This window comes from Ignatzschineria sp. PL_is040 (assembly GCF_055813795.1).
The window spans coordinates 23,127-48,535 of the sequence record NZ_JBVPGU010000009.1; the positions used below are offsets into that span (position 1 = coordinate 23,127).

Sequence of the window (25,409 nt, forward strand, 5' to 3'; positions counted from 1 at the left end):
TGTTATTTCTCCTCTTGTTTATTAGATTTGAACATTTCCAACATTCGATCTGTGACATAGTAGCCACCTACAGCATTGATCGCGCCGAAGACGACAGCAATAAATGCAAGCGATGTTTGGAAGAAACCATCCGCATGTCCAAGCGCAATCATCGCCCCGACAAGAATGATTCCGTGAATAAAGTTAGAGCCAGACATCAATGGGGTATGTAAAATTGCAGGAACCCGTGAGATGACTTCAAATCCTAAAATAGCGGAAAGCACAACGATATAGAGCGCTGCAAATCCTGTTATCATAAAAATCTCCTTGAGCAATTAAGCTGAAATAAGGGTGCTAATACGATCAGAGATAATCTCTCCTTCATAAGTAATCAGAGAATCTTTGATCACTTCATCTTCTAGGTTGAGATTAAATCCATCTTCAGTAATAAAGGGGGCGATAAGGTTATAGATATTTTGTGAGAACATCTCTGATGCATGAATAGCAACAGTTGAAGGAAGATTGCGAGGACCGGTAATCGTTACCTCTCCCACTCGAATGGTTTCGCCGACTTTGGTTAATTCACAGTTACCACCTGTCTCTGCAGCCATATCAACAATGACAGCTCCCGGAAGCATCGATTCCACCATCTCTTGGGTGACAATAATGGGAGCTTTTTTACCAGGGATTGCTGCAGTCGTGATAACGACATGGGCTTCTTTAACATGCTTTGCTAAAGCGGCGGCTTGTTGTGCGCGCTCCTCTTCAGTCAATTCACGAGCATAACCTCCTTCTCCTGCGGCATTGACTCCTGTATCCACTAATTTTGCACCGAGAGATTCTACCTGCTCTTTAGCATCAGGACGAATATCATAAGCCTCTACTTGTGCGCCTAATCGTCTTGCTGTTGCAATTGCTTGTAGACCGGCGACGCCTGCGCCAATTACCAAGACTTTAGCTGGGCGAATGGTGCCGGCAGCGGTGGTGAGCATAGGGAAGAATCGCGGTGAAAGATCCGCGCCGATGAGGACACTTTGATACCCCGAGATCGTCGCTTGAGAGGAGAGTACATCCATACTTTGCGCACGAGTGATACGTGGGATAAACTCAAGTGCTAATGCATCGATTCCTTGTTTCGCAAAGAGCTCAACAAGTGAAAGATTGTGATAAGGATCAAGTAGCGAAATAGAGAGAGAGCCCGATTTAAACTTTTGGGTGATGGTTTTTGTGGGGGCATTGATTGAGAGAATAATGGCTTTCTCATCAAAAGAGGGTTGCTCTACCATTGCACCGGCCGCTTCATATGCCTCATTACTAAAGTAGGCATTGATACCGGCATCAGGTGTAACAATCACCTTAAACCCAGCTTTTACAAGGCGTTCACAATTTTTAGGGTCGAGCGCTACACGCTTTTCTAGTGAGCCTGACTCTTTGAGGAGAATGATGGTTTTAATCATTTTTTAACTGCTCCCTTTATTAATAGAATAGTGATGTCTAAAAGAACATGTCATTTTTTTATAGTAACATGAGTTTAGGGAAAGATCATTGTCTAGGCGGAGGGATGAAGAGGTGAATATCTTCTACATCATCTCTAAATTTACTCTAAATTTTCTCTAAATTCTTTCTAAGCACCCTCTAAGTACCCTCTAAGTACTTTCTATCTAACTGAGATACTCGCTATCTCTTGTCATAGATACATCTTTTGATTATTTTTCAATTTCTTTTGATGCTGATAATTTAGTATTTGCTATACTGTTTCCCTTAAAATGAGAGATCTTAGAATAAATTCTTGGATAAAGGGTTACCTGTGACCAATATTGATCAATTGAAAAAACCTTCTCCGAAAGAGAGTAAGAAGCCACGGTTTATCTTCTTTAAACGACTCATCAGTTATAAATACTTTACTCGCTTAGCGAAGAGAATTATCCCTTGGGCCTTTCTCTTAAGTGCGATATTTGCTGTTGTTGGACTCTATTACGGGCTATTTGATTCTCCTGTCGATTATCAGCAGGGAGATACTGTTCGGATTATGTATATCCATGTGCCGGCGGCGATCCTCTCATCGGGACTCTATATGTTTATCGCCTTTATGAGTGTGATGTATCTGATATTCCGTATCAAACTCTTTCCTGTGATTGCAAGAGCGACGGCTGTTTTAGGTGCTGTTTATACACTCATTACATTAGTCACCGGTGCGATTTGGGGTGCTCCGACATGGGGAACTTGGTGGGTTTGGGATGTTCGACTCACCTCCGTTTTGATCCTTTTCTTTCTCTATCTTGGCTATATTGGGCTCGATAGCGCATTTGAGGATCGGGAAAAAGCTAATATGGGGATCTCTATTTTAGCCATTATTGGTGTTGTGATTGTGCCGATTATTAAGGCTTCTGTTTATCTGTTTGCAACACTTCATCAGAAAAGTACACTCTTTGCATCGGGTGGACCGAGCTTAGATCCTGCAATGTTGAAACCTTTGATGTTGATGTTGATCGCTTATCTACTCTTTACCGTTGGTTATATTCTATTAAAGAGTACGCATCTTATCTATAAAGAGCAGTTATTGCAGGCGTATACCCGGCAGTGATGATACATTGTGGGGTAGGGATGTCGATCTTTAGGGGATGATCGCTACAACTTAAAAATGAAGTAGAATTAAATTAAAAGTTGGGGTTATAAATAAATGGCTGAGTTTTTAAGTCTATTTGATATGGGCAAACATACAGTATATGTATGGAGTTGCTATGCTTTTGTCACGATCTGTCTATTCGGGCTGATCATCTCATTGATGGCAGAAGGGCGAAATTTAAAACGAGCAATGAAAGCGGAGGGATTAGAGTAATGAGTCAAAAGCTTAATAGTAGGAAGCAGGGGAGCATTATGTCTCCAAGACAGAAGCAGCGTCTCTATGTGGTGATTGCAGTGATTATCGCTGCTTTTTTAATTATAGGTTTTGCGATGTTTGCATCACGAGATAATCTCAATCTCTACTACTCTCCTGAACAGGTTCATAACGGCGAAGCGCCTTTAGAGAAGACGATTCGTGTCGGGGGGCTTGTTGTACCTGGGTCTCTTCATAAAGGGGCTGAAACATTAGCGGTTGAGTTCGCGCTTGTTGATGGCTCTTCAGAGCAGATCATTGTCGCTTATGATGGAATTTTGCCTGACCTGTTCCGTGAAGGGCAGGGGATCATTGCAAAGGGGATGCTCGTTGAAGGTAATCAGTTTGTGGCAGATGAGATTCTTGCAAAACATGATGAAGAGTATATGCCACCTGAAGTCGCTGCAACTTTAGAATCACAAGGTCATCCATTTAAAGAGAAAGATATCTAATTGTATCTATGGCGTTTTATCAATGTTGATCGATTTGTCATTGATAAAGCGCCTGACTCTTTTAGAATCAAAAGCTCTATAGAATTAATATGTAAGGATTAATAATAACTATGCTTCCGTTGGGTCAGCTCGCGCTCTATATTGCGCTCGGTGTTTCTATAGCACTCTTTATCTTGCCGCTAGTCGGCATTAAGTTTCGTAATCCACAATTGATGTATAGTGCAAGGCCATTAACCATATGGCTTTTTGTGCTTGTGGCCTTCTCCTTTATCTATCTCGGTCATCTCTTTTGGATTAATGATTTTAGCTTCTCTTATGTTTTTCAAAATTCCAATACTAAATTGCCGGGAGTTTATAAAATTACCGCAATTTGGGGTGGGCATGAAGGCTCGATGTTACTATGGGTTTTAACATTAGTGCTCTGGATGTTAGCAGTTGTCTTCTATACTCGTAAGATGCCTTTAGAGCTTTCAGCAGCAACTTTAGCGGTTTTAGGGGGGATTACAGTTGGTTTTATTGCATTTTTAATCTTTACTTCCGACCCTTTTGCCCGTAATTTAACGCTCGATCTCTATGATGGACGAGATCTCAACCCCTTACTACAAGATGTTGGTTTAATCATTCATCCGCCACTTCTCTATATGGGATATGTTGGTTTTGCAGTTCCCTATGCATTTATGTGTGCGATCTTAATGACAGGGCATATCGATCGGCTCTCTGTCAGATGGGTGCGTCCTTGGGCATTGGCAGCTTGGGGATTCTTAACCTTAGGGATCACAGTTGGAAGTTGGTGGGCATATTATGAGTTAGGCTGGGGTGGCTGGTGGTTCTGGGATCCAGTTGAAAATGCATCATTGATCCCTTGGATTTTAGGTGCAGCACTGCTTCACTCCTTAGCAGCGACAGAAAAGCGTAAAGCTTTTACTCTCTGGACCGTTATTATTGCTATTTTAACCTTCTGCTTAAGTGTCTTAGGAACCTTTCTTGTACGTTCAGGTGTTTTAACCTCCGTTCACTCCTTTGCGGCAGATCCTTCGAGAGGACAATTTATCCTCTTCCTTCTTGGTATTATTACACTTTTTGCATTTCTCTTACTGCTCTTTAGATCTTATAAAATTCGCCAAGAGTCGCATCTTAGCTTGATCTCAAAAGAGTCGGGAATTCTCTTTAATAATATCTTTCTTTCGGTGGCCTGCTTTGTTGTAGTCTTAGGGACGCTCTATCCATTGATCGTTGATATTTTGCAGATTGGTAAAATCTCCGTAGGAGAGGGATATTTCAATGAGTATCTTGTTCCTATCTCACTTTTACTGCTTGTTGTATTAGGTTTTACTCCGCTCCTTCGTTTTAAGCAGGACTCCTTCTCCCGTATTAAGAAGCCTTTGAGTATTATGGCGCTTCTTTCACTCATTTTTGGTGTGGGAAGTAGTTATCTCTATGCGGGTCAATTGGATCCTTTAGTGGTGATCAGTCTGATTCTCAGCTATTGGGTCTTCTTTGGAATTCTCTTTGAGATCAAACTCAATGGACGTAAGAGTGATAACTTCTTCCAAGCACTCAAACATCAATCATTATCACGTTGGGGAATGAATCTTGGGCATTTAGGATTAATTATAACGATCGTGGGAATTACACTCACATCTCACTATAGTGATGAGCAAGATCGTTTAGTTCGAGTGGGAGAGACGGTTCAGGTAAGAGAGTATGGTTTTGAGCTATTGGCGCTCGAAGATGTTCAGGGTTCAAACTATATTGGGACAAAAGGGATTATTCAGGTCTACCAAAATGGAAAGCCCTTACGCATGATGTATCCCGAGAAGAGAACCTATACCGTTAGCGGAATGCCGATTAGTGAAGTCGCTTTAAGACCCTCTCTTTTAGATGATCTTTATGTTGCTATGGCGGAGGAGCGCGCTGAAAATGCGTGGGCTATTCGTCTCTATGTCAAACCATTTGTTCGTTGGATCTGGCTAGGAGGTATCATTATCTCCATCGCCGCGTTACTATCAATGCTTGACCGCCGTTACCGCATTGGGCGAAAGCAGCTTCAATCAACTGATAATATAGAAACTGTTCAATAGGAGGGATCGATGTTAAGAGCAATTATAGCCGGGATTGTAGTGGTTGTTGTAGGCTTTCTTATCTTTCTCTTTATGAGTTTAGAGAATGATGCGAGTTACCTTCCTTCAGCGTTGAAGGGGAAACCATTACCCCCTTTCAGTGCCTATGAGGTTGCAGCGCCTGGGAGTCAAGCGAGAATCTTAACAGATGAGGATATTCAAGGGCCTGCGCTTCTCAATATTTGGGCAACATGGTGTCCAACTTGTGAGGCAGAGCATGAGGCGCTTAAAGAGATTGGCGCAACAGGTGTTCCGATCTATGGTGTCGATTATAAAGATGATCCACAACTTGCTTACCGTTGGTTAAGAGATTTAGGGAATCCTTATATCTTTACCATTGCCGATGAGAGTGGCAAGATCGGTCTCAATTTAGGGGTCTATGGTGCACCTGAGACCTACTTCTTAGATGCTGATAATGTGATTGTCTATCGACATGTGGGCGAGATGACAGTCGATCTATGGAACAATGAGCTCAAAGCGATCTATGAATCGAGCTTTAAGCGTAATGATCAAGAGAATCATACGAAGGGAGATCAGTAGTGAGATATCTATTTTCAATCATCACATTGGTTCTATTATTGACCTCAGGTTATAGTTTTGCCTCTGTCAATCTTTATGAGTTTAATAATCCTGTTGATGAGCGTCGTTTTCAGAGTTTAACGCGAGAATTACGCTGTCCAAAGTGTCAAAATCAGAATATCGCAGATTCTGATGCGCCGCTTGCACAAGATATGCGTGATTTGACTTACGATATGATTATTGATGGGCAAGCAGATGCACAGATTATCAGCTTTATGGTTGATCGTTATGGTGACTTTGTGATGTATAACCCGCCGGTAAAACCGGTAACATGGTTGCTCTGGTTTAGCCCTTTTGTGTTGCTCTTATTGATTTTAGCGCTTGTTTTCTTGGCAAAGCGTCGCAAACCGGCTGTTGTAAAAGTGGCCGCGCCCAAAGAGTTAACGGCAGAAGATCAGGCACGATTAGATGAAATATTGACGAGAAAAGATAATTAAAATGACGGCACTAGGTATAACATACACACTCCTTTTCATCCTGATCTCGCTTCTATTTATAGGATTTGCCTTGTGGGGCAAGAGCGCAGGAAAATATCCACGACTTAAAGAGGTTTATCGCGATAAATATCTTGATGAGACAGAGACTCTCGATGATGATTTAGCACGTGGAAAGATCGATGAGGCGACTTATGAAGCAACAAAAGTGGAGCTTGCAAAAGATCTTTTAGCAGTTGCGCATCCTGATCAACCATTGACGCCGGCTCTTAAGTGGATCACCTTTCTTTTTGGTGGGGTGATTATTGCTTTTTCTGCACTCTACTTTTGGGCAGATGGTTACTCTGAGGATGCCAAAAATCTCGATAATCAGCGAGCGGCGGCACTTCCTTATGTGAAGGCTTGGTTGGCGGCGACCTCTATTGAAGATCTTCAACGTGAGAGCAATCTGATGGATCTCAATCCTCCAGAGCCATTACAACAGAATCTGTTAGGAACGTTAGCAGCACTCAATTTAATGAGCTCAAGAGATCATCATACCGATCCTAAGGAACTCAATCTTTTAGGGAAGATCTATCTTAATATGGATCAATTAGGTTTAGCAGAGAAGAGTTATCTCGATCTCTATCGTCTCGATCCTACCAATGATAACACCTACTATACGCTCTTAAATATTCAGCTAGCAAAGAACAACTATCAACTCGATAATCGTTTAGAGTCGCTTTTTGATCAATTTGTCTTAAATAATGCCACCAACGAAAGTCTACTTCTCTATTACGGAACAGTCCTATTTGAGAATCAGAAAGTTGATAAGGCGATGCACTTCTTCTCTATTTTAGCTGATCTCTACCCTGAGGATTCAGAGAATCGCCGCGTGATTTTAGCGATGATCGATACCTTAACAGGTCAAGGAATGAATCAGCCGGCAGAGATGGTGACAGCAGACAAGGTGACTCTTCCGGTCACGATCTCATTATCGGAAGAGATTGTGCAACAACTTCCGCAAGAGGCGGTACTCTTTATCTATCTAAGGGATCAACCTGTCGGACCACCGTTGGCGGCAAAACGTATTCCGCTTGCGGCAATTGAGACCTTCCCATTAAGAGTGACAATGGGGGATCAGGATCTCTTAATGCCGGGATCGGCTTCTTTAGCGAGTAAGCATGATTTGAGTGCTTCAGCGAAGATTAGTCTCAATGGTGATCCTACCACTTCAGCCGGCGATATTGAATCGACAGCGGTCGCGGTACCTGATCTCAATCAGGGAATTAATCTTCTTTTAGACCATATTGTGGAGTAGATCTATGGTAGCGCCCTTTAACTTGGAGGTGGAAGCGCTCGGTGTAACGCGAAATTATCGACCGATCTTCAAACCCTTTTCATTTAACTTAACAAATGGAGAGTCTCTCTATATTAAAGGGCGTAATGGCGCAGGGAAAACTACTTCATTACGGGTACTTGCCGGTATTAGTCAACGCTATCAGGGAGATATATATCTCAATCAAGTGGAACGACGAGAATTGCTTCATCACTACTCAAGAGAGATCTCCTATGTGGGTCATCAGTTGAGCCTCAATCTCGATTTGACGGCGATAGAGAACCTCTCTTTTTTATTGAAGCTACGTGGAAAACGGATTGCACGAGAGCAAATTTTAGAGGTGTTTTCACTCTTAGGTCTTCCGTTAGAGGAGCGTCCTATCCGTTACTTTTCGGCAGGGCAGAAGAGACGTGTCGCCCTAGCAAGGCTCTGGCTCGAAGAGAGTGCAATTTGGATCTTAGATGAGCCTTTTACTGCGCTCGATATCGATTCTATCGCTCTTCTTGAGCAGAAGATGAAGGCCCATTATCAAAGTGGCGGGGGGATTATCTTTACTTCACATCAAGCGCCGGTAGAAGAAGTTGTCTCTAAAACATTAGTGATCGAGAGGTTCCGCACAGATGTTTAATGTAGTGATCGATATTATTGTGAGAGATATTCGGGTCGCGATGCGTAATCGCTCCGAGATCTTTATGCCGCTCATCTTCTTCTTGATTATTATCTCGCTCTTCCCGTTAGGATTGGGGTTGGAAAATCAGAAATTATTAAAGGCTGCTGCACCTGCAATTCTCTGGATTGCAGCACTTCTTTCAACAATTTTGGTCCTTGATCGAATCTTTAAAAATGATTTTGATGATGGCTCGCTTGAGCAGATGGCAATCAGTGGTGCGCCGCTCTATAGTCTGATTTTAGGCAAAATTATAGCGCATTGGTTGGTGACGGGGCTTCCGCTTGTAATCTTCTCACCGATTTTAGCGGTGATGTTAGGCTTTACTCTGTCAGAATCGGTAGTGGTTGCTTTAATCCTCCTAGTGGGAACCCCGCTGTTGAGTTTTGTTGGGGCGATGTGTGTTGCGCTTTTAGTCGGTTTACGGCAAGCGGGCCTTCTTTTGAGCATTATTATCTTGCCACTCTATGTCCCTATTTTATTGATTGGTGTCCAATTGATCTCCCGTTTACAGGAGGGGCACTCTTTAAGTAGCTTGATGTTGATTCTCATTGGTGCTGATTTAGCTGCTCTCATTATTGCCCCGATTGTGACCGCTTTTGCCATTAAAATGAGTCTAGATTAATCTAGGCTCATCAACCATCAGCCATCAATCATTCTGTTATCGAGGAGATTGGTGCGCTATCTCTATAAAAGCCTCTAGATAATCGATTTTTTGATCTGAAATTCGTGAGCCTAAAAAGATCTGTTTTGCGATTCCTTGCTCTCCAAGGCGAACCGGTATAATCGGTAATCGCTCGCAATACTCTTCAATCAACCAACGTGGAAGGGCGGCTACCCCGCGACCACTAGCAACCATCTGTAACATAATATCGGTAGTTTCAATCGTTTTGTGGCGTCTAGGTGTGATGCCTGCCGGTAGAAGAAATTGATTATAGATATCGAGTCGGCCAATATCGACAGGATAGCTAATTAAGATCTCTTCGATCAGATCTTCAGGCTCTGCAAAGGATACTGTCGCTAGAGGATGATCTTTCGCAACCACTAAAACCTGCTCATAATCGAAGACAGGATCGAAGCGTAAATTAGGTTTATAGAGTGGATCAGGCGTGACTAACAGATCGATTTCATAGCCGAGAAGCGCACCAATACCTCCAAATTGAAACTTCTGTTTCACATCTACATCCACATCTGGCCAAGCGTTTAGATAGGGGGCGATCACCTTTAAAAGCCATTGGTAACAAGGGTGACACTCCATGCCGATCCGTAATGCGCCACGTTCCCCTTCGGCAAACTGTTTGAGGCGCTCCTCAGCAAGTGTTAGCTGTGGAAGCACTCGATTGGCAACAGAGAGTAGATAAGCCCCTGACTGTGTTAATTCTAAATGTCGTCCTTCTCGCCGCCAAATTTCAATTCCTAATCGTTCTTCAAGCTTGCGAATACTATGGCTAAGTGCCGATTGAGAGAGATGGAGCGCTTTTGCAGCTGCGGTTAAAGAGCCTTGTTTATCGACCTGTTGCACAATAGTAAGGTGGATTCGTTCTAACATAATTTTAAAGGACCTCTTAGAGAAGCTAGGTAGAGTGGTAAATGTAGGATATTCAGAATGTCGATCTAATATCGATATTAGATCGATCTATAGAAGAGTTCTAGAGAAGAGTGTCATAGCTGAACTTAATATATGAGCAGAATTCATCGATTATTGAAATATGATCATTTTACTTCATTTGTTGCTCTTCCTACAATGATTCTCAGTTCAAGATGTTATTAAAGAGAGAGAAGCTCCTACCGAGTTAATGCTTCTCACTAAACCCTTCAAAACGATAATAGCAAAGAGGGTTTTATCAATGACATCTCTCTATTTAATAGATCTATTAGATCTTCTTCTATATCCCCGATCTATATTCCGATCTACATTATTTACCGCTACTCAATATCAGGAGAAGTCATGTCAGACGCATTTACCTTTAATATTAGACGAATTAACTTTGATGAGAATTATCAACCCGCCAATGAAACTCGTTTGACCACCAACTTTGCTAACTTAGCACGAGGTGAGAGTCGGCAAGAGAATTTACGTAATACTCTCAATATGATTAATAATCGCTTTAATAGTTTGGCAAATTGGGATAATCCTCAAGGGAACCGCTATGCCGTTGAGATTGAGATTATCTCTGTCGATATTGATATTGAGGGAAACGGTGAACAATTTCCGATGATTGAGATCTTAGAAACGACCATTATCGATCATCAAACGGGAGAGCGAATCGAAGGAATTGTGGGTAATAACTTCTCCTCTTATGTACGCGATTACGATTTTAGTGTTCTTCTTCTCAATCATAATCGTGATCAAACAGAGTTTTCTCTCCCTGATCAATTTGGTGAGTTGCATGGCAAACTCTTTCAATATTTTTTACGCTCCGACCTCTATCAACAAAATTTCAGTAAAGCGCCGGTGATCTGTCTGAGTGTTGCGGGAAGTCGAACCTACAGACGGACAGAGAATGAGCATCCGATTTTAGGGATTGAGTATCAGCAAGGTGAGCGCTCTTTAACGGATCAATACTTTGCAAAGATGGGGCTAGAGGTGCGTTACTTTATGCCTAAGGGGAGCGTAGCACCGCTTGCTTTCTACTTCTCCGGTGATCTGCTCAATGATTATAGCCCTCTTGAGCTGATCGGAACGATCAGTACGATGGAGACCTTTCAGAAGATCTATCGACCTGAGATCTACAATAGTAATTCTCCGGCAAGTGCGATTTACCAACCTAGCTTAACACATCAAGACTTCTCATCGACACAGATTGTCTATGATCGTGAAGAGCGTAATCGTCTTGCAGTAGAGCAAGGCATCTTTACGGAAGAACATTTTATTAAGCCGTATCAGCAGATTTTAGATGCATGGGCGAAAAGAGTTAACTTCAGCGTTTGATCGCATGATAAAAGAGCGATGAGGTCATTAAAACAGGTCATTAAGAGAGATCGTTAAGAGAGATCGTTAAAGTAAATCGTTCAGGTAGATCGTAAAAGCAGACTCGAAATCGATCAGTAATAACAAAAATAACAAACAATAGATAATAACAACAGAGACAGTCAAATAGGGATTATTAAAATGAAAAAATTATTGCCAACTTCAACTGCCGGTAGCCTCCCTAAGCCTTCTTGGATTGCAGAGCCTGAAAAACTTTGGTCCCCTTGGAAATTAGAGGGAGAGGCATTAGAGCAAGCGAAAAGAGATGCCCTTCTACTCTCCTTAATTGAGCAGGAAGCAGCGGGTATTGATATTGTCAGCGATGGCGAACAGACACGACAACACTTTGTGACCACCTTTATTGAGCATCTTAGCGGTGTTGATTTTGAAAAGCGGGAGACTGTTCGTATTCGTGATCGCTATGATGCGAGTGTTCCTACTGTTTTTGATGCCGTATCGAGAGAGCGCCCCGTCTTTGTCGAGGATGCTAAGTTCTTACGTCAACATACTCAAAAGCCGATCAAGTGGGCATTGCCAGGACCGATGACCATGATCGATACCCTCTATGATGATTACTATAAAAGTCGTGAAAAGCTTGCATGGGAGTTTGCTAAAATCCTCAATGAAGAGGCAAAAGAGCTTGAAGCTGCGGGAGTCGATATTATCCAATTTGATGAGCCGGCATTTAATGTCTTCTTTGATGAGGTTAATGATTGGGGTATTGCTACGTTAGAGCGAGCGATTGAAGGATTGAATTGTGAAACAGCGGTCCATATCTGTTATGGCTATGGTATTAAAGCGAATACTGATTGGAAGAAGACACTCGGTTCAGAGTGGCGCCAATATGAGGAATCTTTCCCTAAATTACAACAATCGAAGATCGATATTATCTCCTTAGAGTGCCAAAATTCCCATGTGCCGATGGATCTGATTGAACTCATTCGTGGTAAAAAAGTGATGGTCGGTGCGATTGATGTTGCGACAAATCAGATTGAGACTGCTGAAGAGGTTGCGGCTACATTGAGAAAGGCATTACAGTTTGTGGATGCCGATAAGCTCTATCCAAGTACCAATTGTGGCATGACTCCGCTCTCACGCACGGTAGCAAATGGTAAGTTACGGGCGCTTAGTGCCGGGGCAGAGATCGTTCGAAGAGAGCTCTCTTAGTGAGAAATTAAGAGCAATAGCGTCAGGATGATAACGTTGAGATTATAGTCAGGATGGGTAGATTATAAATAAATCATGCATAAACTATGAGTAATTCATGAATTACTCATTACTCATTACTCGTGATTTGCGTATCCATATCGAGGTCTGTGAGAGAGCTTTAAGATTGAGGATCAAGTGTAGAGAGGAGAGGGAGATAACTTAGGTGATCTTTCTCTCCTCTTAATTTTTTCCTTGGAAAAATGTTGACAACATTGTTGTCAAGACTTACTATTTAGCCTATTGTTTTAATTCTTTCTAAAAGAGAGATCATGACCGAAAATCACCCAATTGAACAGAAACAGCTCTTTGTTTCGATGTTCCAAGAGATATTTACCCTTTTATCAAAACTGCACCGGATCAGTGAAGATCTATTGGTTGCGGCAGAGAGTGATATGACCCACTCTTGCTGGGCCATCTTATCGATCATTCATTGTGAGCCGGAGCCTTTAACCGTGCCACAGATTGCACAACTTCGCTCTACCTCCCGTCAAGCGGTACAGCGACAGATCTGCCTACTACTAGAGAATGGTTATATTGAGGCGGTGGAGAATCCGCAGAATAAGCGCTCTCCACTCTATAAAGTGACCGCTGTGGGAGCCGCTTACTATCAAGATGTTAGAGCAAAGGTTTATGGGCAATGGCTTGCAGATGTGGCAAAGATTGTTGGAGTAGAGCAAGCGGAACAATTTTTAGCATCGATTCGGATGCTCGATGAAGCACTTAATATTGTGAGTGCGAAGAAAAATCAGCAGAATTAAGAGAATCAAAAGTTGAGTAATGGAGAAGAAGCCTAATTTAGATAGGACCATATATTACTTCTTAAATTATTAATATGGCATAGATGAGAGATAAGATGAGAAAGCGAAATCATTTTCAATATATTCGAAATATTGCGGGAAGTATCGGGCTTGCTCTATTAGTTGCGGCATGCGCTGAAGAGCATCAAGCCGGTCCAGCGATGATGACACCGCAAGCGGTCGTTCAAGAGGTTGAACGGAAAAATATTACCGTTGAGGCAGAGTTGCCGGGAAGAACGGAAGCTTCAGTCATTGCAGAGGTTCGTCCTCAGGTGGGGGGCATTATTCTTTCTGTTAATTTTACGGAAGGAAGCTTTGTCAATGAGGGGGATCAACTCTATCAGATCGATCCTGCCACTTATAAAGCAAGCCTATTACAGGCAGAAGCAACATTAGAGCGTGCTAAAGCGAATCAAAACGCGGCGCGCCTTAAAGCAGATCGATTAAATGCATTGAAGAAGTCAAAAGCGGTGAGCCAACAAGATGTAGATGATGCCAACGCGGCATTGATGCAGGCTAATGCAGAAGTTTTAGGGGCTGAAGCACAAGTGACTAATGCGAAGATCAATCTCGATTATACCCAGATGGAAGCGCCGATCTCGGGGCAAATTGGTCGAACAAACTTTACGCAAGGGGCGCTCGTTACTCCAGGTCAGGTCAATGAGATGGCTGTTATTCAGGTACTCAATCCGATGAAGGTTAATATTACCTACTCTTCTGCTGAGTATGCTGCCGTACGTAAAAAGATTATGAGTGGAGTCTATACCCCTACAAAGGTAGAAAATCTTGAAACCGGTGAGTGGGAAGATGGTCATTTGGTCCGTATCTACCTCGAAGATGGTTCACTCTATGACAAGGTAGGTTATATCAAGTTCTCCGATCTGACCGTTGATCCGACAACAGGATCGATCTTCCTTCAGGCTCAGTTTGAAAATGATGGCAGTCTCCTCCCCGGAATGTTTGTTCGTACGGTTGTTCAGCAAGGGATCGAAGAGGGAGCGTTAGTGGTCTCGCAAAAGGCAGTCACTCAAGGTCCTGGTGGTGTGAGTACTGTGATTGTGATCGATCAAGAAAATATCGCTCATATTCGTCCGGTTGAGATCTCTCGAGCTTATGAGCAAGATTGGGTGATCGCACAGGGCTTAAAAGAGGGAGAGCGTGTGGTTGTTAAGGGATTACAGTCGGTGCAATCTGCGATTCAACGTAGCGGTGGGCAGCCTGTAAAAGTTGAGGTAATTCCAGATGATAATACGATTCAGTAAGATCTTTTGATCCACTGATTTACCTTAAATTATCATCACACAATAAAGGATTAGATAATTGTTATGGCACGATTTTTTATAGACCGACCAATATTTGCGTGGGTTCTTGCGATCTTAACGATGTTTATCGGCCTCTTAGTGGTACGAAACATGGCGGTATCGCAATACCCCCCTATTGCACCGCCTCAGATCAGTATTTCTGGGGTCTACCCAGGTGCAAGTGCACAGACGGTTGAAGAGAGCGTTACACAGGTTATTGAGCAGAGTATTAGTGGCTTAGATGGCTATCGCTATATGAACTCCTCAAGTTCAAGCTCTGGAACTTTCCAAATCACTGTGACCTTTAACCAAGGGGTTGACCCAGATTTAGCGCAAGTTCAGGTTCAAAATAAGATTCAACAATCATTGAGCAAACTGCCACAAGCGGTGCAGCAACAGGGGGTGACCATTGCGAAAACAAGCGGTTCATTCCTCTTAGTTGTTGGCTTCTATTCACCTGATGGATCGATGTCTTCCGGGGATATTGGGGATTATATCTCCTCAACACTTGAAGATCAGATGAGTCGAATTGGGGGCGTAGGTGAGATTCAGTTTTTCGGTTCAAGTTATGCGATGAATATCTGGCTCGATCCCATAAAGCTCTATAAATATAATATGACGCCGACCGATGTTGTCGCGGCGATCAAAGAGCAAAACTCTCAGGCAACATTAGGTGCATTAGGTGCGATGCCGGCGGTGAAGGATCAGTTGATTAGTTATACCGTCACCTCGCAGTCATTACTGCAGAGTCCAGAAGAGTTTAAAGCGATTCAATTACGCGTGAATGAAGATGGAAGTGAAGTACTCCTTTCAGATGTTGCGCGTGTTGAGTTATCGCCTGAATCAGAAGCAGTTGTCGTAAAATATAATAATGCTCCGGCTGCGGGGCTTGCTGTGAGTCTTGCATCGGGAGCAAATGCGCTTGATACGGCAACAGCGGTGAAAAGTTACTTAGAGAAGATCTCAGTAGATTTCCCATCTGGTTTAGCTTACACCTTCCCTTATGACACAACTCCCTTTGTTGAGTATTCAGTTGCTAGTGTGGAAGAGACATTGATCGATGCTATTATCTTGGTATTTGTTGTTGTCTTCTTCTTCCTGAAAAATATTCGGGCAACGATTATTCCGATGTTGGCGATTCCCTACGTTTTAGCGGGAACTATGTTGATTTTGGATCTATTGGGCTTCAATCTCAATACGTTAACGCTCTTTGCGCTGGTTTTAGCGATTGGTCTATTGGTTGATGATGCGATTGTTGTTGTAGAGAATGTGGAACGTATCATGGAGGAAGAGAAAGTCTCCCCTCTTGAGGCAACTCGTCGTTCGATGGATCAGATCACAGGCGCCTTGATCGGAATTGGGGTTGTTCTCTCAGCGGTATTTGTACCGATGGCCTTCTTAGGGGGAGCGACAGGGGTTATCTATCGTCAATTCTCGGTCACAATTATTACAGCCATGTTGCTCTCTGTGGTTGTCGCTATTATCTTTACTCCGGCGATGTGCGCCACATTATTAAGAGATCATAAAGAGCATCATGTTCCTAAAACGGCATTCGGGCGCTTCTTACAGAAGCTCTTTGCACCTTTCAATAAGGTGATTGGATTAGCCGTTAAATATTTCAATATCGGCTTTGATAAGGTGAGTAATACTTATACTAAGACGATTGCGAAAGTCTTGAAACATCCGATGATCTTTGTTCTTCTTCTTATTGTCGGTTTAGGGGCAATTGGACATCAATTTATGAAGTTGCCAAAGAGCTTCCTGCCGGATGAGGACCAAGGGATCTTAATTGGGATGACTATTAATCCTAATGGAACCTCGCTTAATCAGACAGAGATTCCGCTCCAAGAGATTGCCGATTATCTGATCAAGGAAGAGCAAAAAACGGTCGAGTCGGTGATGACAGTTGCTGGATTTAGCTTTTCAGGACAAGGAAGCGAGCAGGGGATGTTCTTTATTAAGCTTCGTCCTTGGGAAGATCGTAAATCCACGTATGAGTCGATACCTGCATTAATGGATCGTTTACAGAAATATTTTGTCAATATTCCAGAAGCGCAGATCTTTGTCTTTAGTCCACCACCGATTATTGAGTTAGGAACGGCAACAGGGGTGAGCTTCCAGCTACAAGATACGATTGGGTTAGGGCATGATACCTTGATGAATTCCGTCATGAAGTTTATCGGTTTAGCTGCAACTTCTCCCGATCTTGATATTGCAACTTTACGTCCTGGAGGGCAGTTTGACACGGCGCAATATCATGTGGATATTGATCGCGAAAAGGCACAAGCATTACAGGTATCAGTGGGAGATATCAATACCGCACTCTCAATCGCTTGGGGTGGTATGTATGTCAACGACTTTATCGATCGTGGGCGCGTGAAACATGTTCAGGTGAAAGCGGATGCACCTTATCGTATGATGCCGGATGATTTTAATAGCTGGTATGTTCGTAATGCGAAGGGTGAAATGGTGCCATTTAGCGCCTTTGCAAAGGGCCGTTGGTCTTATGGTCCGCCACAACTGAACCGTTTTGATGGGTTCTCTTCATTCCCTCTCTCAATCAATGCGGCACCGGGTAAGAGTACCGGGGAAGCGATGGATGCGATTGAGATTTTGGTAAGAGAGCATCTACCGCAAGGGATTAATGTTGCTTGGACCGATACCTCTTATGAGGAGCAAGAGGCTGGAAACTCTCAGGTGATGTTGTTGTTAGTCTCGGTCTTTGTTATCTTCCTTAGCTTAGCGGCGCTCTATGAATCATGGAAGGTACCGATCTCTGTACTCTTAACAATTCCTGTAGGTGTTGTGGGCGCAGTGATTACCGCAAGACTCTTTGGAATAGAGAATGATGTCTACTTCCAGGTGGGATTATTAACAACAATCGGCTTAACCTCAAAGAATGCGATTTTGATTGTTGAGTTTGCGCGCGATCTTGTTCGTGAAGGAATGTCAACGATTGATGCCACTATTCGAGCCTCGCAAGAGCGACTTCGTCCTATTGTGATGACCTCTCTCGCTTTTGGATTTGGTGTGATGCCGTTAGCCTTATCAACAGGTGCTGGTGCCGGAGCGCAAAATGTTGTCGGTCGCATCGTTGTTGGTGGAATGATTGGGGGAACGCTTCTCGTTCTTCTCTATACACCGGTCTTCTATATTCTCCTCAATCGGGATAAGAAGAAGCGCGATGAGGCGGGAAATAAACCAGTAGAGCAATCTAAAGAGGTGGATGTTCCTGCGCAATAGGCAGACATAAGTAGCTCAAAATAACTATTAAAAAGGCTAGAGGATTGATAGATCTTCTAGCCTTTCTTTTTTTATTGGGTTCTACTCGTAAACTCGGTAGTTCATAAGTTTCTGTCACAAGTTTCTGTCTGTTGATGTTGAAAAAGAGGGCAACAAAAAGGGAGCCATGATTCTGTCAGACTCCCTTTCTTTATCGCTTTTATTCGACGATGTCTAGTCGACCCAGTCGGCTCTTAATCGATTTTACGATAAGCAACCGCTTCAATTTCAACTAATGCCCCCATCGGTAATGCGCCTACTTCAAAGCAGGAGCGCGCTGGTGCATTCTCAGTGCCGAAAAATTCAGTGTAGACCTCATTAAAATCGGCAAAGTCATTGATATCATCGAGATAGCAGGTCACTTTTAAGACGGTGCTAAAATCTGCATCCGCAGCTTCTAAGATTACTTTGAGGTTTTGAAGGGCTTGTGCGGCTTGCTCTTTAATTCCCCCTTCTGGAAACTTCATCGTTTCAGGGTTGAGTGGAAGTTGCCCTGATGTGAAGACAAGATTCTCAAAGACATTACCTTGTGAATAAGGACCGACTGCCGCTGGGGCATGAGCTGTGCTAATAATTTTCTTCATACTGTTCAATTTTGATTTTATAAACTTCTATAGATATAACTGGAAAATTCCGGTAAAGGAGTATGATGTTATCAGTTTTATGGGCAACATCATAATATTTTGCCTCCTCAATCGGGGTGATGATAGGGTTTACAAGTGTGAAGAGAGGAGAAGCGTTTGTGATAACATCTTCTTTTAGCCTCTCTTTTTCTCTCTATTATCCCTGATCAGTTCCTTATTTAAAATCTCAAAAGAGATGATGATTAAACTCCAAGACAGATATTGGTTGCACGCATCGTCTCAATCAATGGATGATCAACAGGAATGAGGCGTGGATTGCCGGCAACCTCTTCGAGGGGAACCGCGACAAGTTGGCGACCTTGATCTGCAACCATAACACCGAAGCGACCCTCTTTGACAAGCTCAATCGCTTTGGTGCCACATTGAGTTGCAAAGATACGATCTGCAGCTGTAGGAGCACCACCACGGCTGACATAACCCAATGTTGTTAAGCGTGACTGCATTCCTGTTAGTTCGGGGATACTATCGACCAATTTGATCGCTTCGGCATGTTTTTTTGGCGTTAAACCTAGACGATGATTCTCTTGAGAGATCGCGCCTTCAGCGACAACTAATAGTGCTGACCGGCGATTTTTAATATTTTTTCTCGTATACTCTACAATCGCCTCTAAAGAGTAGGGAATTTCAGGAATCAGGCAGATATCAGCAGAGCCAGCTAAAGCCGCACCTGCAGCTAACCACCCGGCATCTCGTCCCATCACCTCCAAAATCATAAGACGATGGTGGGAGTCGGCCGTAGTTCTTAATCGGTCTAATGCCATAACAGAGACGTGAACCGCAGTATCATATCCGAAAGTTACATCGGTATGAGCGATATCATTATCGATCGTTTTGGGGAGAGTGACGACAGGAACGCCGGCGGCATGGAGATAGGAGGCAAATCGTTGAGTTCCATCGCCACCTAAACAGATGAGTGCATCGAGTTCTAATGCCTTAAAGCTTTCGACACAGGCCGCAACGGCGTCTTCTGTATTTTGTGCTTTGCCACCTCCGCGACCAGTGCCGAGAATTGTTCCACCCGTTCCGGCAATATCGTAGACATCAGCGAAGGTTAGCTCACTATGAGCCATCTCAGCAAGGCCGAGAAACCCATCATGAATTCCGGTCACTTTCCAACCCTCTTTGAGAGCAGAGAGGGTAATTCCGCGTAATGCTGCATTTAATCCTTGGCAATCTCCGCCGGCAGTTAAAATTCCAATATGTTTTTGACTCATCTATTTTCTCTCCTTAAAGGCATCGATGGTGTGAGCTATGAGGGCTAATCGCATAAAGTGATTGCTTTTATTGATCCGCCTCCTCTTCATCATGCCAGATCTTATCAATTGTGATGGTGGCATTAATCTTAAGGGGGGCATCTTCAATCTCTTCTAATCTTACAACAGCAAAAGCCTGATGACCTTGATGATAGACAACTGTTCCAGCCTCTTTACCACTTTGATTGGTAATGGTGGCATTGCAGCTAAGATCTCCCTCTTCTTCTGCAGTAATGAGGGCTAAACGTCTTTTATGTTTCCCTAAATATTGCATTCTAGCAACGATCTCTTGTCCGGTATAGCACCCCTTTTTAAAACTAATTGCCCCGAGAAGATCTAGGCTTAACATTTGAGGGACATATGCCTCACTATTCTCTGCTGTAATCCAAGGAATAGAGAGACCTTCGGGAAGTTGAGCTAATTCTTCTGCAGTGGGCTCTTCGAGCTGTAAGGTTACTTTTGAGCGGAAGATAAAGATTTTAAGATGCTTTTCGATCGTTTCAGCTAAATCACGAGGTAGAAGGAGATGGAAAGTTTCATCATCAACTTTTACCATCCAAAAGAGCACCATGACACGTCCTTGGCGATTGCAGATTGCCGCTAGTCCCTGATTTTTTTTCTCAGGATAGAGTGAGGTGAGATGATGAACGTCTGCAGTAATTTGGCCTTGCAGAAAAGTCGCGGCATCTTGACCGGCAACGGTAAGGCAACTAAGTTGAATTGACATATAAAATTCTCCCTATGAGCTTAAATATTGAGATCGTTTAGTAGTTTTATGGTTTTGTAATCATTTTATAATCGATTATTGAGTCGCATTGCATCGTTGACTCATTTTAAATATGGAGTCTGATCTATTGTAGCGTAATTGTGAGAAATATTTTTTCTCTCAATTTTCTCTCAATCTTATTTTGAAAGTTGAGAGAAGTTTGTATAATCGCTTCTTTATGCTCTCCTTATGATAGACTAAAAAGAGCAATATACCTATGTTTTGCCCATGTTAATGCGGATGCTTAATAGACTCTTTAATGGAGATTCGTTTGGTGAAATGGGTGCATGAATAAGCGACTTATTAAAATTAGAACCGGGAGGTCAATATGAGTTATCAAGTAGTGGGGTATCCGTTCTGCCCCTTTGTGCAGAGAGTTCTCATTGCATTGAATGAGAAAGCGGTTGATTTTGAGTCGATCTGGCTCGATCCTCATGCGGAGTTACCAGCGTGGTTTAAGGAGTGGTCTCCTTTAGGCAAGGTACCTGTCATGAAAGTGACAACGGGAGAGGTGCTCTTTGAGTCGATGGCGATTGTAGAATATATCGAAGAGCTACATAAAGTCCCTTCTATCTATGCTAAATTGCCGGCAAAAAGGGCGATTCAACGTGCTTGGGCAGGGGTTGCCGGGGAGTTATATGGGCCACAATATATGAGTATGGGTGCCAAAAGCCATGAGGAAGTTGAAAAACACTTTGCTACGATGAGAGGAACTTTAGCGGTCCTTGAGGAGCGCTGTGGTCGTAGCTACTTCATTGGGGAGACAATGACCGCTGTTGATATTGTATTAGCGCCGATGTTTATCCGTTTTGATGCACTTAATTCAATTGGGGTTGAGAATATTTTGGCTGATTTCCCAAAACTGGAAGCTTTAAGCAATAAGCTTTTAACACATCATGCGGTTCTACAGATTATCGCTGGCGATTGGACAGAGAGATTTATAGAGATTCAAAAAGGGCGTGGTGGGATTCTTTTCCAGAATCTCGATTAGAAGTGGGCAGTAATAGTCGTTGATAATTTCAATGTGACTATTTGATGCATCGTTTGGAAAAGAGCTTGCTCTCTTGCCGGGGTAGGGACTCGAATAGATTGAGTGATGATCTTCAGTCGTCAGGTTGCGCTGTCAAATTGAATAATCAATAACCCTTTAGGGGATCAAGGCTTGGTCGCAGTTGGAAGTAGTAGTACAATTTCAATGCCCAATCATCATCAGATTGAGAGAGATTAGCAGATATCTTCATCGGAAGAGAGCTAATCTCTTTTCATATCTTATGGGCAGGTATCGCGAATAATAAGATAATTTTAAGTAGAACCAATGCCTTACGGTTACTCTTTTTGAGATATTCTGAAAGAATTTAACAAATTGTGATCGTATAGAGTGATTTAGAGGAAATATATGAGACCGTTAATCGCTTACTTCTCTAATGCAGCATTAGAGAATAATATCGAGATCTTAAAAGGAAAATCGCCCCAAAGCCAACATTGTGCCGTCTTGAAAGCAGACGCATATGGGCATCGAGTGGAGAATATGCTGCCGATTGTTAATCGCATGGTCGATTATATTGCGGTTGCGATGCGCGAAGAGGCTGATGATATTCGGCAAAAAGGGGGAGAGCTTCCGATCTTGTTATTAGAAGGTGTCTTTGCAAAAGAGGAGTACCAGCGAGCAAGTGAAGCTAACTATCTTGTAGCGATCGGTAATGAGAAGCAACTTAAGATGTTGGAGGAGTCGAATCTTACTACGCCTATCGGTATCTTTGTGAAGGTTGATACAGGAATGCATCGATTAGGATTTACACCAGAAGAAGCATTCTCTGTTGTTGCGCGTTTACAGAAACTCTCTTCGGTTGCATCTATTACCTTAATGACCCATTTTGCAACTTCAGATGAGGCTGATTCACCGCTCTTTCCAAAGCAACTTGAGAGAATGGCACAATTAGATCGTTTAGAGCTTCCTCAATCATTAGCCAATTCAGCCGCTATTTTACAAGCACCAGCAACACATCAATCGATTGTGCGGATGGGGATTTCACTTTATGGTATTTCCCCTATTGATGGAAAAGTGGGGGCTGATTTTGGACTTCGTCCTCTCTTAACGCTTCGATCAAAAGTGATTCATACGACGGAGATTGAAGCCGGGGAGAGTGTAGGTTATGGCGCTAAGTTTATTGCGCCGGAGCGAATGCCAATCGGTGTTATTGCTTGTGGTTATGCAGATTGTTATCCTCGAGAAATTAGTGATGATGCTTATGTATTAGTCGGGGAGCATCGCGCTAAAATTATAGGTAGACCTGCAATGGATATGATGATGATCGACCTTCGCTCAGTTCCGCAAAATGACTGGGAGCAACCGGTAGAGATCTTTGGTGAGCGATTACCGATCGAGAGAGTCGCTGAGTGGGCAGGAACAATTCCTTATACCATTTTGACCCATTTAGCGAAAAGAGTGCATTTTGTTGTCTCTCAATTATCGTAAAAATGGGGCACTGAGATCTTAGGCTTGTGATCGATGTTATGCCATTTTTTATAGTTAGTGATCATCTTGGGAGCGCTCTCTAGAGGAATTTCCCTCTTTCTGTTTTATCTATTTAATTTCTACCGCTTAAGTTCTACTATTTAAGCATCTCTTTTGAAAGTTAAAGTCGAAAATATCATTTGTTATCAGTATAATAAGGGAATTACTAAAAAAGTATTAACTGCTATTGTCAAGAAGTTGATAAAGTGGAATGATTGAAGCTTTATCGTTGGGTTTAATTTATTTTATGGGAAGGAAAAAGATATGAAGAAGAGCGCCCTATTGGCCTCCATGTTATTAGTAACTATCTCTCCTTGTGCATTGGCTGTAGAAACAGGATTTTATGCCGGCGCCAATGTTTTAGGGATACGACAGGAGGCGAAAAAAATGGGAGATTCTAGGCTTCCCGGTAATGAAGTTGTAAAAAAAGGATCGCAGCATAAAAATGGTATTAATGGATCGGTTGCTGCGGGCTATCAATTTGATGATATCTTTCGTGTGGAGTTGGAATATGTTCTTCCTCAGTCGAAACGATATGATAATTTGACAGAGTCTGACTTTTATCAGCAAAAAATTAAGAGTCAGCGTTTGATGGTGAATAGCTATTTAAGTTATCAACTTAAGGATGATATCGCTCTTTATGGTGTTGCGGGAGTCGGTTATGCACGTTTAAAATCAACAGGTCATTATGGTAATAATTTTAATTATCAGTCAGGATCACAGAACAATTTTGCATGGTCATTAGGTGCCGGTATCTCCTATCAGGCAACACCGAATACCGCGATAGATTTTGGTTTTCGTCATGTTGATTTAGGAAAGGCGAGAACAGCGACGACAAATAACTCTCAATTGAAGGCAAAAGTAACCTCCAATGAGTTGACGCTCGGCATTCGTCATATTTTAGGTGAACTCTATCGTGAAGAGGCGCCTGTTAAAGAGAATATCTATGCAGATCATGTAACGCCAGAGTTGAGAGATAGCTTTGAACGAATGGAATCTAATAGTTTTCAAAAGAGTGTCTCAAAACAGCGTCAAGCAGTAGAAGCAATAGATAAAAGCGAGGCACCTAAAAAGATTGAGACTCTTCCTTGGTAGATCTATCAATTTTTTCCAGATCAAATCTGAACCTTAAAAAAGCGTAAGAATAGAGGGTAGAATCGAAGTCACTATTTCTAGAGGAATAATGACTTCGATTTTTTTTGGTAAATATAAATAGATAACGATGCAACAGATAATGACGTGGGTAGAAACTATCGTGGTAATCGATCTAAGAAATTTTGGTAAGCAAAGCCGGCGATCTCCTCTTCGGAGTAGAAAGCTTTGAGGGCTTCGATAAGATTGGGATACATACTCGCATCACTCAATGCCTCTACTTTCGATTCAATCCCATCAAAATCGGAGCCAAAGCCAATATTTTTAATACCGCCTAATGCAACAATATGGTTGATCTGATAGATCACATCAATAATGGTGGCATTCCCCCCTTTTTTGACAAAAGGTGGGCAGAAGACAATATGTATCATCGCATCTCGTTCGATCATTGCGCGGATCTGATCATCAGTGAGATTACGACGATGTTCACAAATTGTCATCGCATTAGAGTGACTTGCAATAGGGTATTTCGCAAGTTCCATCACATCCCAAAATCCAGTGGGATGAAGGTGTGAAACATCGACAAAGAGTTGATGCTCATTACACCATTTCACAATCTCTCTTCCAAAGCGACTCAATCCGGCACCTCTTGCTTCAGCAACACCATCTGCCGCTAGGTTTCCATTGTTCCAAGTTAAACCGATCGAGCGAACTCCTAATTGATAGAGAAGGGTTAATTTTTTGAGATCATTGCCAATAGGATCAACCCCTTCTAAGGTTAAAAATGCACCGATCTCGCCCTCTTTGAGCTGAGAGATCTGATCCCAAGAACGAATTAAACGCATTTCGGGATATTTCTCTAAAATCTCATTATAGAAGTAATGGATCTGTGCGATCACCTCTTGAAATTGATCAGAAGAGGGGAGAGAAGGGGAGACAAAGATGGCAAAAGCTTGAACCTTTACACCGCCTCTCTTCAACTTATCTAGATTAACATCGAGCTCGATCGAATCTTTGAAGGAGAATTTTCCTTTAGCATCCGAGAGTTTCATTAAGGCGTCACAATGAAGATCGATAATTTTCATATTTGATTGCTCTTGTTAAATTAAGTCGTTAATAAATGGCTCTTGAGTTTAGCGAGTAGATCTTAAA

The 25,409-nt window shown here is 42.6% G+C and carries 24 protein-coding genes; 17 read left to right on the forward strand and 7 right to left on the reverse strand.

Features of this window, described 5'->3' with window-relative positions; all coding sequences use genetic code 11:
• Positions 1–2: 2 nt before the first annotated feature.
• Both AC0SAP_RS09070 and AC0SAP_RS09075 read right to left on the reverse strand, forming a co-directional pair.
• The gene (locus tag AC0SAP_RS09070; protein ID WP_094566589.1) at positions 3–296 is read right to left on the reverse strand and encodes an NAD(P) transhydrogenase subunit alpha part 2; all 294 of its coding nucleotides are present in this window, start codon (positions 294–296) and stop codon (positions 3–5) included.
• 18 nt (positions 297–314) lie between these two features.
• On the reverse strand, positions 315–1,436 hold the full coding sequence (locus AC0SAP_RS09075) for an NAD(P) transhydrogenase subunit alpha (protein WP_473383936.1): 1,122 nt from the start codon (positions 1,434–1,436) through the stop codon (positions 315–317).
• Between the two features lie 350 nt (positions 1,437–1,786).
• On the opposite strand from AC0SAP_RS09075, the gene ccmC reads away from it, so the two are divergent.
• From ccmC to ccmB, 9 genes are all read left to right on the forward strand, one after another.
• Positions 1,787–2,563, forward strand: a complete 777-nt coding sequence (ccmC, locus tag AC0SAP_RS09080; protein ID WP_233146745.1) for a heme ABC transporter permease CcmC — start codon at positions 1,787–1,789, stop codon at positions 2,561–2,563.
• Between the two features lie 96 nt (positions 2,564–2,659).
• A complete protein-coding gene (ccmD, locus tag AC0SAP_RS09085; protein WP_094566591.1) occupies positions 2,660–2,818 on the forward strand; it encodes a heme exporter protein CcmD in 159 nt (52 codons plus the stop codon).
• Positions 2,818–3,309 carry a cytochrome c maturation protein CcmE gene (gene ccmE, locus AC0SAP_RS09090; protein ID WP_229821602.1) on the forward strand — a complete coding sequence of 164 codons (492 nt, stop codon included), beginning with the start codon at positions 2,818–2,820 and terminating at the stop codon, positions 3,307–3,309. Before ccmD ends, ccmE begins: the two co-directional genes overlap by 1 nt.
• 110 nt (positions 3,310–3,419) lie before the next feature.
• On the forward strand, positions 3,420–5,390 hold the full coding sequence (locus tag AC0SAP_RS09095; RefSeq protein ID WP_473383937.1) for a heme lyase CcmF/NrfE family subunit: 1,971 nt from the start codon (positions 3,420–3,422) through the stop codon (positions 5,388–5,390).
• A gap of 9 nt (positions 5,391–5,399) precedes the next feature.
• A complete protein-coding gene (locus AC0SAP_RS09100; RefSeq protein WP_473383938.1) occupies positions 5,400–5,969 on the forward strand; it encodes a DsbE family thiol:disulfide interchange protein in 570 nt (189 codons plus the stop codon).
• Positions 5,969–6,445 carry a cytochrome c-type biogenesis protein gene (locus tag AC0SAP_RS09105; RefSeq protein ID WP_094566595.1) on the forward strand — a complete coding sequence of 159 codons (477 nt, stop codon included), beginning with the start codon at positions 5,969–5,971 and terminating at the stop codon, positions 6,443–6,445. Before AC0SAP_RS09100 ends, AC0SAP_RS09105 begins: the two co-directional genes overlap by 1 nt.
• Before the next feature lies 1 nt (position 6,446).
• Positions 6,447–7,742 (forward strand): c-type cytochrome biogenesis protein CcmI, encoded by a 1,296-nt coding sequence (ccmI, locus tag AC0SAP_RS09110; RefSeq protein ID WP_473383939.1) that lies wholly within the window; start codon positions 6,447–6,449, stop codon positions 7,740–7,742.
• A 4-nt stretch (positions 7,743–7,746) separates the two neighbouring features.
• Positions 7,747–8,388 carry a cytochrome c biogenesis heme-transporting ATPase CcmA gene (gene ccmA, locus AC0SAP_RS09115; protein WP_473383940.1) on the forward strand — a complete coding sequence of 214 codons (642 nt, stop codon included), beginning with the start codon at positions 7,747–7,749 and terminating at the stop codon, positions 8,386–8,388.
• Entirely contained in the window at positions 8,381–9,052 is a 672-nt protein-coding gene (gene ccmB / locus AC0SAP_RS09120; protein ID WP_473383941.1) for a heme exporter protein CcmB, read from the forward strand. The genes ccmA and ccmB overlap by 8 nt, the downstream gene beginning before the upstream one ends.
• A gap of 36 nt (positions 9,053–9,088) precedes the next feature.
• On the opposite strand, the gene AC0SAP_RS09125 is transcribed toward ccmB, so the two are convergent.
• Positions 9,089–9,976 (reverse strand): LysR family transcriptional regulator, encoded by an 888-nt coding sequence (locus AC0SAP_RS09125; protein ID WP_286482019.1) that lies wholly within the window; start codon positions 9,974–9,976, stop codon positions 9,089–9,091.
• A 399-nt stretch (positions 9,977–10,375) separates the two neighbouring features.
• Between AC0SAP_RS09125 and AC0SAP_RS09130 the strand changes: the two genes are divergently transcribed.
• The 5 genes from AC0SAP_RS09130 (at position 10,376) to AC0SAP_RS09150 (ending at position 17,948) form a co-directional block, all read left to right on the forward strand.
• The gene (locus tag AC0SAP_RS09130) at positions 10,376–11,359 is read left to right on the forward strand and encodes a DUF1852 domain-containing protein (protein WP_473383942.1); all 984 of its coding nucleotides are present in this window, start codon (positions 10,376–10,378) and stop codon (positions 11,357–11,359) included.
• 180 nt (positions 11,360–11,539) lie between these two features.
• Positions 11,540–12,565: a methionine synthase gene (locus tag AC0SAP_RS09135; RefSeq protein ID WP_473383943.1), complete on the forward strand. Its 1,026-nt coding sequence runs from the start codon at positions 11,540–11,542 to the stop codon at positions 12,563–12,565.
• 311 nt (positions 12,566–12,876) lie between these two features.
• The gene (locus AC0SAP_RS09140) at positions 12,877–13,365 is read left to right on the forward strand and encodes a MarR family winged helix-turn-helix transcriptional regulator (protein ID WP_473383944.1); all 489 of its coding nucleotides are present in this window, start codon (positions 12,877–12,879) and stop codon (positions 13,363–13,365) included.
• A gap of 95 nt (positions 13,366–13,460) precedes the next feature.
• On the forward strand, positions 13,461–14,666 hold the full coding sequence (locus AC0SAP_RS09145; RefSeq protein ID WP_473383945.1) for an efflux RND transporter periplasmic adaptor subunit: 1,206 nt from the start codon (positions 13,461–13,463) through the stop codon (positions 14,664–14,666).
• Between the two features lie 63 nt (positions 14,667–14,729).
• A complete protein-coding gene (locus AC0SAP_RS09150) occupies positions 14,730–17,948 on the forward strand; it encodes an efflux RND transporter permease subunit (RefSeq protein ID WP_473383946.1) in 3,219 nt (1,072 codons plus the stop codon).
• 233 nt (positions 17,949–18,181) lie between these two features.
• Here the strand turns inward: AC0SAP_RS09150 and AC0SAP_RS09155 are convergent, their stop codons facing one another.
• From AC0SAP_RS09155 to ygfZ, 3 genes are all read right to left on the reverse strand, one after another.
• On the reverse strand, positions 18,182–18,571 hold the full coding sequence (locus AC0SAP_RS09155) for a RidA family protein (RefSeq protein WP_286482026.1): 390 nt from the start codon (positions 18,569–18,571) through the stop codon (positions 18,182–18,184).
• A 242-nt stretch (positions 18,572–18,813) separates the two neighbouring features.
• Positions 18,814–19,845, reverse strand: coding sequence for a 6-phosphofructokinase (locus AC0SAP_RS09160; protein ID WP_473383947.1), 1,032 nt, complete (start codon positions 19,843–19,845; stop codon positions 18,814–18,816).
• A gap of 67 nt (positions 19,846–19,912) precedes the next feature.
• Positions 19,913–20,611 (reverse strand): CAF17-like 4Fe-4S cluster assembly/insertion protein YgfZ, encoded by a 699-nt coding sequence (gene ygfZ, locus AC0SAP_RS09165; RefSeq protein ID WP_286482030.1) that lies wholly within the window; start codon positions 20,609–20,611, stop codon positions 19,913–19,915.
• Between the two features lie 367 nt (positions 20,612–20,978).
• Here ygfZ and AC0SAP_RS09170 point away from each other — a divergent pair, with 367 nt between their 5' ends.
• From AC0SAP_RS09170 to AC0SAP_RS09180, 3 genes are all read left to right on the forward strand, one after another.
• Entirely contained in the window at positions 20,979–21,641 is a 663-nt protein-coding gene (locus AC0SAP_RS09170; RefSeq protein ID WP_473383948.1) for a glutathione S-transferase family protein, read from the forward strand.
• A 405-nt stretch (positions 21,642–22,046) separates the two neighbouring features.
• Positions 22,047–23,126: an alanine racemase gene (gene alr / locus AC0SAP_RS09175; protein ID WP_473383949.1), complete on the forward strand. Its 1,080-nt coding sequence runs from the start codon at positions 22,047–22,049 to the stop codon at positions 23,124–23,126.
• A gap of 303 nt (positions 23,127–23,429) precedes the next feature.
• Positions 23,430–24,260, forward strand: a complete 831-nt coding sequence (locus AC0SAP_RS09180) for an outer membrane protein (RefSeq protein ID WP_473383950.1) — start codon at positions 23,430–23,432, stop codon at positions 24,258–24,260.
• Between the two features lie 155 nt (positions 24,261–24,415).
• On the opposite strand, the gene AC0SAP_RS09185 is transcribed toward AC0SAP_RS09180, so the two are convergent.
• The gene (locus tag AC0SAP_RS09185) at positions 24,416–25,342 is read right to left on the reverse strand and encodes a dipeptidase (RefSeq protein WP_473383951.1); all 927 of its coding nucleotides are present in this window, start codon (positions 25,340–25,342) and stop codon (positions 24,416–24,418) included.
• Positions 25,343–25,409 lie beyond the last annotated feature (67 nt).